Raw genomic sequence first — 16,145 nt, 5'->3', positions numbered from 1 at the left:
GTCAGACGCTACCCGCCTCTTCGTCGTCGACGCCCGGCCGGTACGGCGTCGAGCAGACGTCGTGTGTAGTCGTGCGCGGGATGCTCGAAGACGTCCTCGGCGGCCGCCTCCTCCACGACCCGACCGCCGTGCATGACCACCACACGATCGGCGATCCGCCGGACCACCGCCAGGTCGTGGCTGACGAACACGTATGTCAGGCCCAGGTCGCGCTGCAGGTCGTCGAGCAGGCGCAGGATCTGGTCCTGGACCACGACGTCGAGGGCCGAGACCGCCTCGTCGCACACCAACAGTTCCGGCGCGAGGGCGAGGGCGCGGGCGATCGCGACCCGCTGCCGTTGCCCGCCGGACAACTCGGCCGGGAAGCGGCGCGACAGATCGGCAGGCAGTGCGACGCGGTCGAGCAGCTCACGAACCCGCCGGGTCCGCTCGCCGCGGTCGCCGATCCGGTGCACCCGCAGCGGCTCCTCGACGATCCGGAACACCGAGTAGGTGGGATCGAGGCTGCCGTAGGGGTCCTGGAAGACCGGTTGGACACGGCGCCGGAACGCCTTCTCGCCGCGGCCGAGCTCGGCGGGGTCGGTGCCGTCGAACAGCACCGACCCGGCGTCGGGCCTCAGCAGTCCCAGAATCATCCGCGAGACCGTGGTCTTGCCCGAACCGGACTCACCGACGATCGCGGTGGTGGTGCCGCGATCCACGGTGAACGAGACGTCGTCGACGGCCGTGACCTCGGCGCGTCTGCTGTGAAACACCTTTCGCAGGCTGTCGACGACGAGGAGCGGCCGCGTGCCGGCCGGCACGGATCCCGCCGGCCGAGCACGGGCGGTGCCGAGGGACGGGGCCGCCGCGACGAGCCGCCGGGTGTACGGATGCTCGGGGGCAGTGAGAATCGCCTCCGGCGAACCGGATTCGACAACCCTGCCGTCGTGCATGACGACCACGTGTTCGGCGCGTTCGGCGGCGACACCGAGATCGTGCGTGATGAGCAGCAGCGCCGTCCCCAGGTCGTCCGTCAGGCGTTCGAGATGGTCGAGGACACGCTGTTGGACGGTCACGTCCAGCGCCGACGTCGGTTCGTCGGCGATCAGCAGGCGTGGGCGGGCGGCCAGCCCGACGGCGATGAGGACCCGCTGACGCATCCCGCCGGAGAATTCGTGCGGGTAGCGGCCGGAGCGCGCCTCGGCGTCGTCGAGTCCGGCCTCCGCGAGCAGTTCGTTCGCCCGCCGGTGGGCGGCCCGGCCCTTGACGATCCCGTTGGCCGTCAACGCCTCGCGCACCTGGAACCCGATCTTCCACACCGGGTCGAGATTGGTCGCAGGATCCTGGGGCACGAACCCGATTCCACTCCCGCGGATTTCGACGAACGCCCGCTCCGACGCGTGCGTCAGGTCGCGCCCCTCGAACCCGATGCGGCCGCCCGTCACCCGGCCACCGCCGGGCAGCAGCCCGATGAGCGCGTGCGCGAGTGTCGACTTTCCCGAACCGGACTCGCCCACGATCGCGACGGTCTGTCCGCGCCCCACCGACAGGTCGACGCCGCGGACCGCACGGACCGCGGTCGGGCCGGTCCCGAAGGTCACCTCGAGCCCGTCCAACGTGAGCAGCGGCGCGGTCATCGGTGTCTCGCTCGCGTCGGATCCAGGGCGTCGCGCAGGGCGTCCCCGAGCAGGACGAAACCGAGCACGGTGAGCGCGAGCGCGCCGGCCGGATAGAACAGGATCGCCGATCCGCGGCGCAGGGTGACCTGCGCGGTGCTGATGTCACCGCCCCACGACACCGTGGTGGACGGCAGTCCGATCCCGAGGAACGACAGCGTCGCCTCGGTGACGATGAACGTCCCCAGCGACATGGTCGCCACGACGATGATCGGGGCGAGCGCGTTGGGCAGCACGTGCCGGACGAGGATCGACGGACTCGACATCCCCACCGCCCGCGCCGCGAGCACGTAGTCGTGCGACTTGGCCGAGATGGCCGCTCCGCGAGCAATTCTCGCCATCTGCGGCCAGCCGAACAGGGCGAGTACCGCCACCACCGTCCAGATCGTCCGCTGCGCGAACAGCTGCATCAGCACGATGGCTGCCAGGATCAGCGGGATACCGAAGAAGATGTCGGTGACGCGGGACAACAGCGAATCGGCCCAGCCGCCGTAGTAGCCCGAGAGCGCACCGAACAGCACACCGATCGCCAGCACGGCCGCGGTCACGCACACCCCGACGGTGACGGACGGGCGGGCACCGTAGATCGTGCGCGCGTACACGTCACACCCCTGGCGGTCGAAACCGAACCAGTGCCCCGAGCGTGGCGGGGCGAGGCTGTCGGCGATATTGCAGTAGCGCGGGTCGACGCTCGTGAACAGCGCCGGGAAGAGCGCGATCACGGCCACGACGAGCAGGATCACGCACGCGAGCACGAACATCGGGCGCCGGCGCAACCGCCGCCAGGCCGAGCCCCACATCCCGTACGCCTCAGACATAGCGGATCCTCGGGTCCAGGACGGCGTACAGCAGGTCGACGAGCAGGTTCGCGATCAGATAGACCACCACGAGGACGCTGACGAACGACACCACCGTCGGCGCCTCCCCGCGGATGACGGCCTGGTAGATGGTGCCGCCGACACCGTTGATGTTGAAGATGCCCTCGGTGACCACGGCGCCACCCATCAGCGCTGCGAGGTCGGCACCCAGGAACGTCACGACGGGAATCAGCGAGTTGCGCAGCACGTGCACCCCCACGACGCGCGGCCGGGACAGGCCCTTCGCCGTCGCGGTCCGCACGAAGTCGGTGGAGAGTGTGGCCGCCACCGACGTGCGCGTCAGGCGCAGCACGTATGCGAACGAGACCGCCGCGAGCACGCACGCCGGCAGCAGCAACCGCGACAGGCTGGTGTCGGCCCCGACGGTGGGCGGCGCCAGGCCCCACCGGATCCCGACGAAGAACTGCGCCAGGAATCCGAGCACGAACACCGGGATCGCGATGAGCACGAGACTCAGGATGAGGACGGTGCCGTCGAACACCCCGCCCTGCCGCAGGCCGGCGATCAGCCCGGCCCCGATCCCCAGCACCGTCTCGATGACGATCGCCGTGAACGCGAGCTTCAACGTGATCGGAAACGCCTGCGCCAGAACCTCTCCGACGGGCTGACCGGAGAACGACGTGCCGAAGTCCAGGGTGAGGAGGCCCTTCAGGTACAGCAGGTACTGCACCAGGAACGGCTGATCCAGGTGGTATCGGGCGCGCAACTGCTCGGTCACCGCCGGGGTGAGAGCCCGGTCGCCGGCGAGCGCCGCGACGGGATCACCGGGAAGGAGGAACACCAGCGCGTAGATGAGGAAGGTGGCCCCGATGAACACCGGAATCATCTGCAGCACACGGCGGCCGGTGTAGCGGAGCACGACTACCTCTTCTCGACGAGGTAGTAGAGCGGCACCCCGTCCCACCCGATCCGGACGTTGGTCACATACTCCGACCAGCCGCCCGACGCGTTCCGGTTCCAGTTCGGGACCGCCGGCAGGTCGCGCAGCAGGATCTGTTGCGCCCCGTCGATCAGCCGCTGCGCCTCGTCCGGATCGGTCGCCCCGGCCGACGCCCGCAGCAGGGCGTCGAACTCCGGGTCGGAGTACTCGCCGTCGTTGGAGCTACCTCCCGTCTGGTAGTTCTGCGCCAGGAACCCGTACTGCTGCGGGTAATCGGCCTGCCAACCCGAGCGGAACGCGGTCCGGATGGTCCGCTCGGTGGCCTCGGTGCGCAACTGCGCGAACGTCGGGTACGGCGCACCCCGGGCGTCGATGTCGAGCGTGTTGCGGACGCTGTTGCAGACCGCGTCCACCCAGTCCTGATGGCCGCCATCGGAGTTGTAGGCGATTGCGAACGTCCCACTCCACGGCGCGAGAGCGTCGGCCTGCGCCCACAAGGCGCGTGCGCGCTCGGGAGCGAAGTCCAGGTTCGCCGAGCCCGGCAGATCCGGCGTCCAGCCCGGTACGGCGGGACTCGTGAAGTCGCGCGCCGGGGTACGGGTGCTCGCGAACAGTCGCTCGGTGATCTGCTCGCGATCGATCGCCAGCGAGATCGCCTGCCGACGCAACCGGCCCTCCTCACCGCCGAAGTGCGGCAACCGTTCCGGGATGGTGAACGTCTCGATCGTCGCGGAGGGCTGGTTGACCGTGCGGCCCGGCAGATCCTCCTCGAACGTGTCCAGCGCACTGGCGGGGACGCCGTCGAGGACGTCGAGGTTGTTCGACAGCAGATCGGTGTACGCCGTGTCGAGGCTGCTGTACATCACGAAGGTGACCCCCTCGTTCCGTGCCGCCCGCGGGCCCCGGTAGTCGGGGTTCACCGTCAGGTCGATGCGCACGTTGTGCTGCCACGCGTCGTCGCTCGCGAACCGGTACGGGCCGTTGCCGATCGGGTGCTGCCCGAACGCGGCCATGTCGGCGTACGCGGACTGCGGCAGCGGGTAGTAGGCGGCGAACCCGAGGCGTTTCGGGAATGCCGCCTCCGGTTGTTTGAGCGTGATCGTGAACGTCCGGTCGTCGAGTACCTCGAGTCCGGACATCGTCGTGGCCGTCGGGTTCGACGCCGCCACCTCGTCGTATCCCTGGATCGGGTCGAAGAACGACGACTGCAGTTGGGCGTTGGTGGACAGCGCGCCGTAGTTCCACGCGTCGACGAACGAGTGCGCCGTGACCGGAGTGCCGTCGGTGAACGTCCAGCCGTCGTCGAGTGTCACGGTGTAGCGCCGGCCGTCGACCGTCTCGATCGACCGCGCCACCTCGTTCTCGACCTCTCCGGCGGCAGTGTACGAGACGAGCCCCGCGAAGATCGCGTCGAGTACCCGACCTCCGGTGTTCTCGCCCGTGTCGGTGGGGACCAATGGGTTCTGAGGTTCGCCGCTCCACGCGTACACAGTGCGCGAGCTGGGCCCCGCCGTGCCGGTGCACGCCGCGAGCAGCGCCGACACCAGCACCACGACAAGCGTCGACGCCACCGCAGCTGCCCTGCTCCGCCGAACAGTCACCGCCACCTCCCGAAACACTCGGTTGGTTCCTGCGACGATAAACAGCACGGGCGCCGGGCGCCGGAGTCCCGCGGCTCCGGACCGGATCGGCACCCGTTCGAGGCCCGATCGCAACGTCCGCGCCGGGTAGCTACCGTCTGTCGCACCGTTTCGACCGATCGGCGCACACGGCGACCGCTCCGCGGGAGCGAATCGTGCGGCCCCGGCCGCGTGTGACTACCCTCACACGTGCGACAACCGTCGATTTCGACCCGGAAAGAAGGCAAGCCGAGATGACGAGCAGTGCAACCGACGCACCCCAGGTGTACCCGCCCAGCGCGGCGTTCGCGGCCGCAGCGAACGCAGGCCCCGAGTTGCAGGCCGAGGCGGACCGCGACCGGCTGGCCTTCTGGGACACCCAGGCCCGACGGCTGGACTGGGCCACCCCGTGGACCGAGGTCCTCGACTGGTCGGATGCGCCCGTCGCGAAGTGGTTCGTCGGCGGCAGCCTCAACGTCGCATTCAACTGCGTCGACCGGCACGTGCTGGCCGGCAACGGTGACCGCGTCGCCATCCACTTCGAGGGCGAGCCCGGCGACAGCCGCGACATCACCTACAACGACCTCCTCGTCGAAGTGAGCCGCGCGGCAAACGCTTTCACCGACCTCGGTCTCGTCGCCGGCGATCGCGTCGCGATCTACATGCCGATGATCCCCGAGGCGATCGTGACGATGCTCGCGTGCGCCCGACTCGGCCTGACCCACTCGGTCGTGTTCGCCGGATTCTCGGCCACCGCGCTGCGCTCGCGCATCGACGACGCCGCAGCCAAGCTCGTCGTCACCGTCGACGGGCAGTGGCGCCGCGGCCAGGCGGCCCCGATCAAGCCGGCCGTCGACGAGGCCGTCGACGGCGCGGAATCGGTGCGGAACGTGTTGGTGGTCAAGCGAACCGGCATCGACGTCGACATCACCGACGGCCGGGACCTGTGGTGGCACGACACCGTCGAGAAGGCGTCGGACACACACGAGGCGCAGGCGTTCGACGCCGAGCACCCGCTGTTCATCCTCTACACGTCCGGCACGACCGGGAAGCCCAAGGGCATCATCCACACCTCCGGCGGCTACCTGACGCAGGCGTCGTACACCCATCACAACGTGTTCGACCACAAGGCCGGAAGCGACGTGTACTGGTGCACCGCCGACATCGGCTGGGTCACCGGGCACAGCTACATCGTCTACGGCCCGCTGAGCAACGGTGTGACGCAGGTGGTCTACGAGGGCACCCCCAACTCCCCCGACGAACATCGTCACTTCCAGATCATCGAGAAGTACGGCGTCACGATCTACTACACCGCCCCGACGTTGGTGCGCACCTTCATGAAGTGGGGTCGCGAGATCCCCGACGCCCACGACCTGTCGTCGATCCGACTGCTCGGTTCGGTGGGCGAGCCGATCAACCCGGAGGCGTGGCGCTGGTTCCGCGACGTCATCGGCGGCGGCACCGCCCCGATCGTCGACACGTGGTGGCAGACCGAGACCGGCGCGATCATGATCTCGCCGCTGCCCGGCATCACCGCGACCAAGCCCGGTTCTGCGATGGCCCCGCTGCCCGGCATCTCCGCGAAGATCGTCGACGACGAGGCCCACGAACTCGGCGCCGGCGCCAGTGGCTACCTGGTCCTCGACCAGCCGTGGCCGGCCATGCTGCGCGGCATCTGGGGCGACATGGAGCGCTACAAGGACACCTACTGGTCGCGGTACGCGCAGGAGGGCTGGTACTTCGCCGGCGACGGCGCCAAGTACGACGAGGACGGCGCGCTCTGGGTGCTCGGCCGCGTCGACGACGTCATGAATGTCTCCGGCCACCGCATCTCCACCTCCGAGGTGGAGTCGGCACTCGTCGGGCACCCGTCGATCGCCGAGGCCGCCGTCGTCGGAGCCGCCGACGAGACGACCGGGCAGGGCATCGTCGCGTTCGTGATCCTCCGCGAGGGCGCCGACAACACCGGCGAGGCGCTGATCGCGGAACTACGCACGCAGGTCTCCACCGAAATCTCCCCGATCGCCAAGCCGCGGCAGATCACCGTCGTCCCCGAACTGCCCAAGACCCGCTCCGGCAAGATCATGCGCCGCCTGCTGCGCGACGTCGCCGAAGGCCGCGACCTGGGCGACACCTCGACGCTCGTCGACCCCAAGGTGTTCGACGCGATTCGCGGCAAGTAGCCGCAGAACGAACAGGTGTCCTGCAGTCCCGACCGGACTGCAGGACACCCGTTCTGTGGTTTCCGGTCAGGACACGGGCAGGAAGCCGTCCAGACCGCCCTGCGGGCGCATCACCTCGAGGCCTTGCGGCAGGTTCGGATTCACCATCCCGGCAAGCGGCGCAATCGCTGTCGACGTCATCGCGCCGAGGGTCGAGAACATCCGCCCGTCGGGCGCGACCGCCAGTAGTCCCTCGGTGCTGTCGCTGGCGATTGCAACGGTACGACGCGCGACACCCGTCGCGGGATCGAGCTCGACGATCGCCGCCTTCACCGGCGCGGACACCGGATAGCCCTGCACCGGAACGTCGTAGCCGTAGTACACCTCGATCAGAACGGCGCCGTTCACGACAGTGGGATTACCGTTGCCACGCACGATGGGCGCGCCGTACACGTCGTTGACGGGAAGAGCGTCCGCAGTCACCGCCGACAAATCTGCGTCCCAGAGCTTCTCACCGGACTCGTCGAAGGCCGACGCGACACCGGGGTTCGTCAGGACGTAGATGTCCCCGCCGGCGTCCACCGTCACCGCGGCCGCCGCCGCATTCGACGGGGCGCTCCACACCTGTTCCCCCGTCGACGCATCGAAGGCGTAGAGCAGACCCTCGTCGTCGCACGTGTAGACCAGACCGCCGTCCGGCGACAGCACCGGGCTCGACCCGCTACCCGGACCCATCTGCGCCGCGAAGCCGATCGACACCGAACCGGGCTGCCCGCCCCGCGGCGGTGTCACGTCCAGGCCGTACAACGCTCCCCGGTCCTCCTCGACATCGGTCGCCGCGACGAATACTCGCCCCGTCCGCGCGTCGACGGCAGGAGTGTTGGCGCTCTGCACGATTCCGCCCATGATGATCTGGAAGATGGGGTCCCGAACCTCCGGATCCATGATTCCGTCGGACCACATGCTCGGCGACATCGCGGTCTTCGTATGCCTCTTGGCCAGCGTGCCCGGCAACTGCAGGACCGGCGCACGCAGTTCACCGGTCGCCCGATCGACGACGACGACCTGACCGAACGCCGTCGTTCCCAGCACCCCGCCGTCCTTCGTGAACACGGCGGTGACGAAAGGATTGATCGGCCGCGATCCGGCGGCGAAAGGATTGGGCGTCGGTCCCATCGGCAGGTCGAGCACCCACCGCAGATCGCCTCCGCTCGTGTACGACCAGAACTGGTCCGCGTCGGCGATGTAGATGTTGCCGTCCACGTCCACGATGGGCGACGACATGATCGCGGCGGAATCGACACCGCTCTTGCCGCTCCACTCGGGCGCTTCCCACACGGTGTTGCCGAGCCGGTCGAGAACATGGAGATTCGCGTTGCCCTCGGCCTTACCGGTCGTCACGGCGAGGTTTCCGTTGGGCAGCAACACCGGAGCGGTGAGAACTGCCGCGCCTTCGAGGGCCGTCCAGCGCGTGTACTCGGCGGCCGTACTCACCCCCAGCTGCTGCTTACGATTGGCCGGATCGCCGTGCAGCGTGACCCATCCCGTATCCGCGTACGGCCACATGCCACTCTCGTCGGCACTTCCCGACCCGAGGCTCCCTCCCCTCAGACTGCCGCTTCCGAGGCTGCCCGTCGCGCCGGCTGCACCGACAGCCGAACCCGTCACCGCGGCCAGCGTCACCGCCGCCACGACGAGCCGTCCGATTCGTCTCTTCCGGGCCACTTCGATCGATGGCATTAATACTCCTTATTAGTAGTATTCCCGGAAGCTACACTGCCCGCATGGGCCAGGAGACCGTTTCGACGAAACAGAAACTTCTCGAGGTGGCCGAGGAGCTGTTCGCTACGCAAGGTGTAAGCGCGACCCTCGTCGGCGACATCGTCACGGGTGCAGGACAACGCAATCCATCCGCGCTGCGCTATCACTTCGGATCCCGAGAAGGCGTACTTCAGGCGATCCGCGAGAAGTACCTCACCCGCATCGAGGAGCGCCGCGCCACGCTGCTGTCCGGCTGGCCGACACCGGGCCCCCGCGATCCACGCGACGCTGTCGAACTCGCCGTGACCCCCTTGGCCGAACTGCTGTCGAGCGAGTCCGGGCGACGGTATCTGCGCATCCTGGGTCAGACGATGTACGAGCTGACGCCGGAACAGATGGACGGCGTCGAGAAGTATCCGAGCCTGGCAGCGACCATCGCACTGATGCGCGCCGGTATCGACGATCTACCACCTCGTGTCGTCGACGAGCGCATCCAAGGGACACTGCTCCTCATCTCGGCAATGCTGGCCATTCGAGCACGCGACATGGCGAACCGTCGCCGCCCGCCCCTGCCGCTCGAGACCTTCACACGAAATGTGATCTCCATGGCGACATCCACACTGACCGCACCTCTCACCGGGGAATGAGGCCGCTCGATGGACCCGAGCATGCCCCACACCGGCGGCACTGTCTGCCTGACCGCTCCGGCCAAGACAGCGTGATCGAGCTTCAGCCCGCTGAGAGATAGTCGAAGTAGTGCGGCGTATGCGTCACCCGTAGCCGGGTGAGCCTGCGGTAAGCGATCAGCCACCTGCCCTCGATCCTGCGGTACTCCTCGTGGTAGTGGCCGTAGCCGTGGAGGTGTTCCTCGAAATCACCATTGGTCCACCACAACTCGTCCTCCATGGCCCAGATACCGGTTGCCGTGGTGGCCGAGGTCAGAGCGATCTCAGGTGTGTGCCCATGATGGACCGATGTCACGAACACATTGCCGTCCAGGACATTCCGAATTGCATCCGTGAGATCGGCGCGACCGACCACCGATTTACCGGCACCGAAGGTCTCACTGACGACATCCGGCGTGTGCACGCTGCCGTAGAGATCCCATTGCTTGGTGTCCATGATCCGGAGTCGGCTCGCGAACAGTCGTCGAATCTCATCGAACGCGGCTGCCTGCTCGGCAGCCGCAAGCATGACCGGGGCGGGACCGTCACCCCTCGGTACCACTACGCATTCACCCCGATCCCCATCCGTGTGAGCATCTCCCGAGGATCGGGTGGGGGCGTCAGCCCGACCAGTTGACCAGCTCGCTGCGCTGCCACCTCGGCACACTTCTCGTCGTCGGAGAACACCCAGAAGTCTCCCCGCGCGATGGCCTCCGTCATGTGCACAGCTGCCTCGACCGGGTCCAGCCCGGACTCGACGTTGTCGCGCTGCATCGCCTCGAACACGGCGTTGGCGGTCTCGTTCTCGCACGGGGAAGCCTCCTGAGCGGCCAGGAAGATCCGGCTCCGAATGGAGTGCGGCAGGACCGCCGACACCTGGATCGGCGCGTCCACGAGAGACAACTCCTGATGGAGACACTCGGTCATTGCGAGCACGGCATGCTTGCTGGTGATGTACGGAGCTTGGACCGCAACACTTTTCAGACCACCGACCGAAGACAGATTGGCTATGCACGCCGGGACGTCGGCCGCGATCATGCGAGGAACGAACGATCGCAGACAGTAGAAGACACCGTCCACATTGATCTCCATGACGCGCTTCCAGCGTTCGACCCCGACTTCCCACAGGAGCCCGGCATTCTCGACTCCCGCGTTGTTCACGAGCAGTTCGACGGTGCCGTGTCGCGCGAAGACGTCCGCCGCCATCGCGTCGACGGCGGCCGGATCCGTCACGTCGAGTCGGTAGTGTTCCGCGACGCCTCCCGATCGCTCGACGTCCGCCGCGACAGCTGCCGCGCGGCTCTCGTCGACGTCGGCGATGACGACCGTCATGCCGAGACCCGCAAGGTGTCGGACGAACCCCTCGCCGATCCCCGCGGCGCCACCCGTGACGACTGCTGTGCCTGTCGAGAATCTGACTTGGGCTGTGGACACTGCGCCTCCTTGTTCTCGTGCTCCGACAGGCGGTACCGGTCGGGCGTGTGTTGCGATCGACAGGTCACTCCCCGTCGCGCGGCCTCCGCAGGATGGGGGCGAGGAATGCCACCGTGCGGTCGAAGACATTGCGGGCCTGGGGCAGAACCCCGAGCATGGTCGCGAATCCGTGCATCACGCCGTCGTAGCGCACCAGGTTCACATCGACGCCCGCTGCGGCGAGTCGCTGCGCGTACTCTTCCGTCGCATCCCTGATCGGGTCCACCTCCGCGGTGACGACGAAGGTCGACGGGATCCCTGTCAGATCGGACGCCAGCCCAGGACTCACGTCCGGCGATCGGCGCGACTCGAGGTCTGGCGCGTACAGGTCCCAGAACCAGTGGCAGTCCCGAGGAGAGGAGAGCAGACTGCTTTCCTCCGGGTTCGACACGCGCATTTCGACCATGCCGTAGAAGCTCACCTGTGCGGCAGGCATGGTGGCCCCCGCGTCCTTCAATTGCTGGGTGAGAGCGAAGGTGAGTGTGCCACCGGCACTCTCACCGGCGATCGCCGCCCGTGTCACATCCGCGGGCACCTCCCGAGGCCCGGACACCAGCCAGTCCCAGACGGTGCGGCAATCCTCCAGAGCCGCCGGATGCGGGTGCTCCGGGGCCAGCCGGTAGTCGACCGATACGACGACCACACCTGCCGCGATGCTGAGCTTGCGGAGGTACTCGGCATTCTGGTCGAGGCCTCCGAACACACATCCTCCGCTGTGCAGCCACATGACGACCGGCAGCGTCTCCTCCTCCGTCGGTCGGTAGACGCGCACCGGCACACCACCGGAAGCGGACGGAACGAGCACATCGCGCACGGAATGGATTTCGGTGGTCGGAGCGATCGTCCGAGCTGCATAGGAAGCCCGCAGTTCGCGCACCGACATGGTGTGCATGGGCAATCTCATGTCGGCTGCGATTCCGTCGATCACCCGCTGCGCATCAGACGTGAGCGGCATGATCGGCGCTCACCCCTGCCGAACTTCTGCGGGCAGGTCCGCATAGCGAACGGAGTCACGCGTATCGAGGATCACCTCGAGGCGGCTGAGCGCCGGCGCACCGTCTGCAGTTGCCTGCACTCCGCCGCGCACGATCGCGCTCGACGAGTTGAAGGGCTTCCCGTCGACGATCTTCGTGACGAAGATGTAGGAGGAGAAGGACGTCTCGGTGCCGTCGAACCCGGTGACGAAGACATTCGTGCCGTTGTGCCGCAGAGGATACGGGCTGTTCTCGCGGTGATCCTCCTGCCAAGCCATGACCGCGTCCACCCCGCGCAGGTCGGCACGGATGAAGTCCTCGTAGTCGGTGGCTCCGGTATCGCTCCGGCACACGAACCGGAAGTCGTCGGTCACCACCGAGCGGAGCACTTCCGGATCCCACTCGTCGTAGTGGAACCACCACTTGGCCACGACCTGCGCTACCACCTCGGGTGCGATCTCGGTTCGAATCATCAGTCCTCCTCGGTCGTTTGTCACAGGCCCGCAGGCAGGACGTTCGGGTTGGCCCAGGACGGCGGCTCCCGCCGCGGCAGTTCGGTTCGACCGTCCAGCGTCATCACCGGAAGGTTCTGGCTCCACGGATAGTGGAGGCTGAACGCGACGTGGCCGGTTCGCTCCGCGGCAGGCAACGTGCACATCGCCAGCACCGTCTCGGCCAGGTACTCGACGGGCTCGGTCTCGTAGCCGTCCGGAATCAGGGATGCGGCACCCGGCGTCATGATCGCAGTCGACGGGCCCACCGCGTTGACCGCGATGTTCGCGTCGACGACCTCGGCTGCGAGTCCCTGGGTGAAGCGGTGGACGGCTGCCTTCATCGAACCGTAGATCACGTCACCCGAGACCTTGTTGTACTCCCGGAACGGCCGGATCGGGGCCAGCCCCGTCACGGATCCGATGTTGACGATCCATCCCGCACCTTGCTTACGCATGTGCGGGATGGCGGCTCGCGACAAAGCAAAAGGCACACGAAGGTAGTGATCGACCGTGCGATCGAACGTCGCGGTCTCCATCTCCTCGACCAACGAGTAGTCCGCGAATCCCGCGTTGTTCACCAGTATGTCGATGCCGCCGACACTGTCGACAGCTCTGTCCACCAACTGGTCTCGCGCCTGCTCGTCCTCGAGATCCGCGGGGATCGCAACGGCCCGGCCGCCGGCCTCCTCGATCAGCGACACGGTCTCGTCGAGACTTCCCGGGACCGCCGCCTTCCGGCCGGACCGAACAGACTCCGACACGCCACGAGAGCGCGCGGTCACCACCACGGTGGCCCCCTCGGCCGCCAGGCGCTGGGCCACCGCGCGCCCGATTCCCCTGCTGCTGCCCGTGACCAGAGCAGTCCTACCTGTCAACGACGGCGCCATGCGTCCTCCACACCAATCACTCGCACTCCACGTGACGCAAGCCGACGCCCGGGAACATCCACAATCTGTTGAGCGACAGCATGGTCGGTAGCTCGGGAACGCGCACAGTGCTGCTGTCCACTCAGCGGACGAGATTCCTGTGGAGTCGCACCGACCCTGCCCGGCGGGTCCTGCCGGGCCGCGCGCCGACGTGTCCATCCACTGAACAAACGCCCTTCACACCGGGGCGCGACCGGCCGGATCATGCGGACCGACAGCCGTGTCACCGGCGCATACATGCAAACGGAGGAAAGATGACCACAGACGCGACAGACGTGCCGCAGACCGAAGAGGTCCGGATGATCGAGGCCGCTGCGGCGCCCACCCGCTTCGCGCGCGGCTGGCACTGCCTCGGTCTCCTCCGGGACTTCCAGGACGGCAAGCCGCACTCGATCGAGGCGTTCGGCACCAAACTGGTCGTGTTCGCCGACAGCAAGGGCGAACTCAACGTCCTCGACGCCTACTGCCGGCACATGGGCGGTGACCTGAGCCAGGGCGAGATCAAGGGCGACACTATTGCGTGTCCGTTCCACGATTGGCGCTGGAACGGCAAGGGCAAATGCACCGACATTCCCTACGCCCGCCGTGTGCCCCCGGTCGCCAAGACCCGCGCGTGGACCACGCTCGAGCGCAACGGCCAGCTCTACGTCTGGAACGACCCGCAGGGCAACCCCCCGCCGGCCGATGTCACCATCCCCGAGATCGCGGAGTACGGCACCGACGGGTGGACCGATTGGACCTGGAACTCGATCCGCATCGAGGGTTCACACTGTCGTGAGATCGTCGACAACGTCGTGGACATGGCGCACTTCTTCTACGTCCACTACGCGTTCCCGAAGTACTTCAAGAACGTCTTCGAAGGTCACATCGCGACGCAGTACATGCGCTCACAGCCGCGCGGCGACGTGATGCTCGGCACCAACTACGACGGGAACCCGGACGCCGAAGGGCGCTCGGAAGCATCCTATTTCGGTCCTTCGTACATGATCGACTGGCTCGAGAACGACTCCGCCGGCCACACGATGAGGACGATCCTGATCAACTGCCACTACCCCGTGACCGACAACTCGTTCGTCCTCCAGTACGGCGTCATCGTGGAGAAGATCCCCGGACTGTCCGACGAGGAAACCGCCGCCGTGGCCGCGGAGTTCGCCAAGGGCGTCGAGATCGGCTTCGAGCAGGACGTCGAGATCTGGAAGAACAAGGCGCCCATCGACAACCCGCTGCTGTCGGAGGAGGACGGCCCGGTCTACCAGCTGCGCCGCTGGTACCAGCAGTTCTACGTCGACGTCGAGGACATCACGGAGGACATGACCAAGCGCTTCGAGTTCGAGATCGACACCACCCGGGCGGTCGAGAGCTGGAAGAAGGAAGTCGCCGAGAACATCGCGCTGCGGACCGGCAGCGCCGCCGAGTAGAACGACATTCGAGAAGAGACCTGAAAACATGACTTACGAAGTACTTTCACGGGTCGAGGCCATGGCCGACGACCTGTTCACCGAAGGCGTCGAAGCGGATCGGCTGGGCAGGCTCGCTGACGAATCCGCGAAGAAGATGAAGGAAGCCGGGCTGATCCGGATGCTCCAGCCGAAGGAGCACGGCGGCCTCGAAGTCCACCCGCGCGAGTTCGCGGAGACCGTCATGCGCATGGCCTCGCTGAACCCGTCCGCGGGCTGGGTCCACGGCATCGTCGGCGTGCACCCGTGGCAGCTGGCCTTCGCCGATCCCAAGGTCCAGCAGGAGGTCTGGGGCGAGGATCAGGACACGTGGCTCGCGTCGCCGTACATGCCCGGCGGCATGTGCGTGCCGGTCGACGGCGGTTACCGACTCTCGGGCCGCTGGTCGTTCTCCTCCGGCACCGATCACTGCGACTGGGCGTTCCTCGGCGCGTGGCTCGCGGACGCCGACGGTCAGATGACGATGCCGCCGACCGGCCTGCACGTCATCATTCCGCGCACCGACTACGAGATCGTCGAAGACTCCTGGGACGTCGTGGGCCTGCGCGGCACCGGTTCGAAGGACTTGATCATCAAGGACGTCTTCGTTCCCGAGCACCGTGTCATGGATGCCGCCGAGGTCATGGACGGCACCGCGGTCCGCAAGTACGGCCGCACCGAGACGCTGTACCTGATGCCGTGGTCGAACATGTTCCCGCTGGGCATCACGTCGGCCACGATCGGCATCTGTGAGGGCCTCCTGTACCACGCCAACGAGTACCAGCGCGAGCGAATCAGCCCGACCGGGGCGCCGATGAAGGACGACCCTTACACGATGTATGCGGTCGGCGAAGCCACGGCCCGGCTACGCTCGGCCCGGGATTCTCTGCTGGCCAACGTCGATCGCATGTGGGACCTGGTGGACGCCGGCAGGACCCCGACGTTCGAGCAACGCGCGCAGGGGCGTCTGACCCAGGTCAACGCGGCCTGGCAGGCGGTCCAGGCCATCGATGCCGTGTACGCCCGCTGTGGCGGCAACGCGCTGCGCATGGACAAGCCGATGCAGCGCTTCTGGCGCGACGCCCATGCCGGCCTGCATCACGGCATTCACGTGCCCGGAACCACCTTCCACGCAGCCTCGCTGGCGAACCTCGGAGTGGACCCGCAGGGCCCGCTCCGAATGATGATCTGACAGAGATTCCGAAACATCGACGGAGAC

General features: G+C 67.3%; 14 protein-coding genes. 4 read left to right on the top strand and 10 right to left on the bottom strand.

The window, feature by feature from the left end:
• Positions 1–8 precede the first annotated feature (8 nt).
• From ABEU20_RS19010 to ABEU20_RS18995, 4 genes are read right to left on the bottom strand one after another with little or no spacing between them, the layout of a single operon-like run.
• Positions 9–1,619, bottom strand: coding sequence for a dipeptide ABC transporter ATP-binding protein (locus ABEU20_RS19010; RefSeq protein WP_420165931.1), 1,611 nt, complete (start codon positions 1,617–1,619; stop codon positions 9–11).
• Positions 1,616–2,458 (bottom strand): ABC transporter permease, encoded by an 843-nt coding sequence (locus ABEU20_RS19005; RefSeq protein ID WP_420165959.1) that lies wholly within the window; start codon positions 2,456–2,458, stop codon positions 1,616–1,618. The genes ABEU20_RS19010 and ABEU20_RS19005 overlap by 4 nt, the downstream gene beginning before the upstream one ends.
• 10 nt (positions 2,459–2,468) lie before the next feature.
• Positions 2,469–3,395 (bottom strand): ABC transporter permease, encoded by a 927-nt coding sequence (locus ABEU20_RS19000; RefSeq protein WP_420165930.1) that lies wholly within the window; start codon positions 3,393–3,395, stop codon positions 2,469–2,471.
• Between the two features lie 2 nt (positions 3,396–3,397).
• Positions 3,398–5,017 carry a peptide ABC transporter substrate-binding protein gene (locus tag ABEU20_RS18995; RefSeq protein WP_420165929.1) on the bottom strand — a complete coding sequence of 540 codons (1,620 nt, stop codon included), beginning with the start codon at positions 5,015–5,017 and terminating at the stop codon, positions 3,398–3,400.
• A 272-nt stretch (positions 5,018–5,289) separates the two neighbouring features.
• On the opposite strand from ABEU20_RS18995, the gene acs reads away from it, so the two are divergent.
• Complete coding sequence (acs, locus tag ABEU20_RS18990; protein ID WP_420165928.1) at positions 5,290–7,218, top strand: acetate--CoA ligase; 1,929 nt, start codon at positions 5,290–5,292, stop codon at positions 7,216–7,218.
• Positions 7,219–7,284: 66 nt separating this feature from the next.
• On the opposite strand, the gene ABEU20_RS18985 is transcribed toward acs, so the two are convergent.
• The gene (locus ABEU20_RS18985; protein ID WP_420165927.1) at positions 7,285–8,937 is read right to left on the bottom strand and encodes an outer membrane protein assembly factor BamB family protein; all 1,653 of its coding nucleotides are present in this window, start codon (positions 8,935–8,937) and stop codon (positions 7,285–7,287) included.
• An 86-nt stretch (positions 8,938–9,023) separates the two neighbouring features.
• Here ABEU20_RS18985 and ABEU20_RS18980 point away from each other — a divergent pair, with 86 nt between their 5' ends.
• Positions 9,024–9,605, top strand: coding sequence for a TetR/AcrR family transcriptional regulator (locus tag ABEU20_RS18980; protein ID WP_420165926.1), 582 nt, complete (start codon positions 9,024–9,026; stop codon positions 9,603–9,605).
• A gap of 82 nt (positions 9,606–9,687) precedes the next feature.
• Here the strand turns inward: ABEU20_RS18980 and ABEU20_RS18975 are convergent, their stop codons facing one another.
• The 5 genes from ABEU20_RS18975 to ABEU20_RS18955 all read right to left on the bottom strand — a co-directional run bounded on the left by ABEU20_RS18975 (position 9,688) and on the right by ABEU20_RS18955 (position 13,451).
• A complete protein-coding gene (locus tag ABEU20_RS18975) occupies positions 9,688–10,152 on the bottom strand; it encodes a nuclear transport factor 2 family protein (protein WP_420165925.1) in 465 nt (154 codons plus the stop codon).
• 32 nt (positions 10,153–10,184) lie between these two features.
• Positions 10,185–11,057: an SDR family NAD(P)-dependent oxidoreductase gene (locus tag ABEU20_RS18970; RefSeq protein ID WP_420165924.1), complete on the bottom strand. Its 873-nt coding sequence runs from the start codon at positions 11,055–11,057 to the stop codon at positions 10,185–10,187.
• Between the two features lie 64 nt (positions 11,058–11,121).
• Positions 11,122–12,000, bottom strand: coding sequence for an alpha/beta hydrolase (locus ABEU20_RS18965; protein ID WP_420165923.1), 879 nt, complete (start codon positions 11,998–12,000; stop codon positions 11,122–11,124).
• Between the two features lie 60 nt (positions 12,001–12,060).
• Positions 12,061–12,543: a nuclear transport factor 2 family protein gene (locus ABEU20_RS18960; protein WP_420165922.1), complete on the bottom strand. Its 483-nt coding sequence runs from the start codon at positions 12,541–12,543 to the stop codon at positions 12,061–12,063.
• Positions 12,544–12,563: 20 nt separating this feature from the next.
• Positions 12,564–13,451, bottom strand: a complete 888-nt coding sequence (locus ABEU20_RS18955; protein ID WP_420165921.1) for an SDR family NAD(P)-dependent oxidoreductase — start codon at positions 13,449–13,451, stop codon at positions 12,564–12,566.
• Positions 13,452–13,744: 293 nt separating this feature from the next.
• Between ABEU20_RS18955 and ABEU20_RS18950 the strand changes: the two genes are divergently transcribed.
• The gene (locus tag ABEU20_RS18950) at positions 13,745–14,908 is read left to right on the top strand and encodes a Rieske 2Fe-2S domain-containing protein (protein WP_420165920.1); all 1,164 of its coding nucleotides are present in this window, start codon (positions 13,745–13,747) and stop codon (positions 14,906–14,908) included.
• A 28-nt stretch (positions 14,909–14,936) separates the two neighbouring features.
• Positions 14,937–16,118: an acyl-CoA dehydrogenase family protein gene (locus ABEU20_RS18945; RefSeq protein WP_420165919.1), complete on the top strand. Its 1,182-nt coding sequence runs from the start codon at positions 14,937–14,939 to the stop codon at positions 16,116–16,118.
• Positions 16,119–16,145: the final 27 nt, after the last annotated feature.

Source organism: Rhodococcus parequi (genome assembly GCF_046042785.1).
Classification (GTDB): domain Bacteria; phylum Actinomycetota; class Actinomycetes; order Mycobacteriales; family Mycobacteriaceae; genus Prescottella; species Prescottella parequi.
This window is presented reverse-complemented; position numbering and strand designations above follow the sequence as displayed.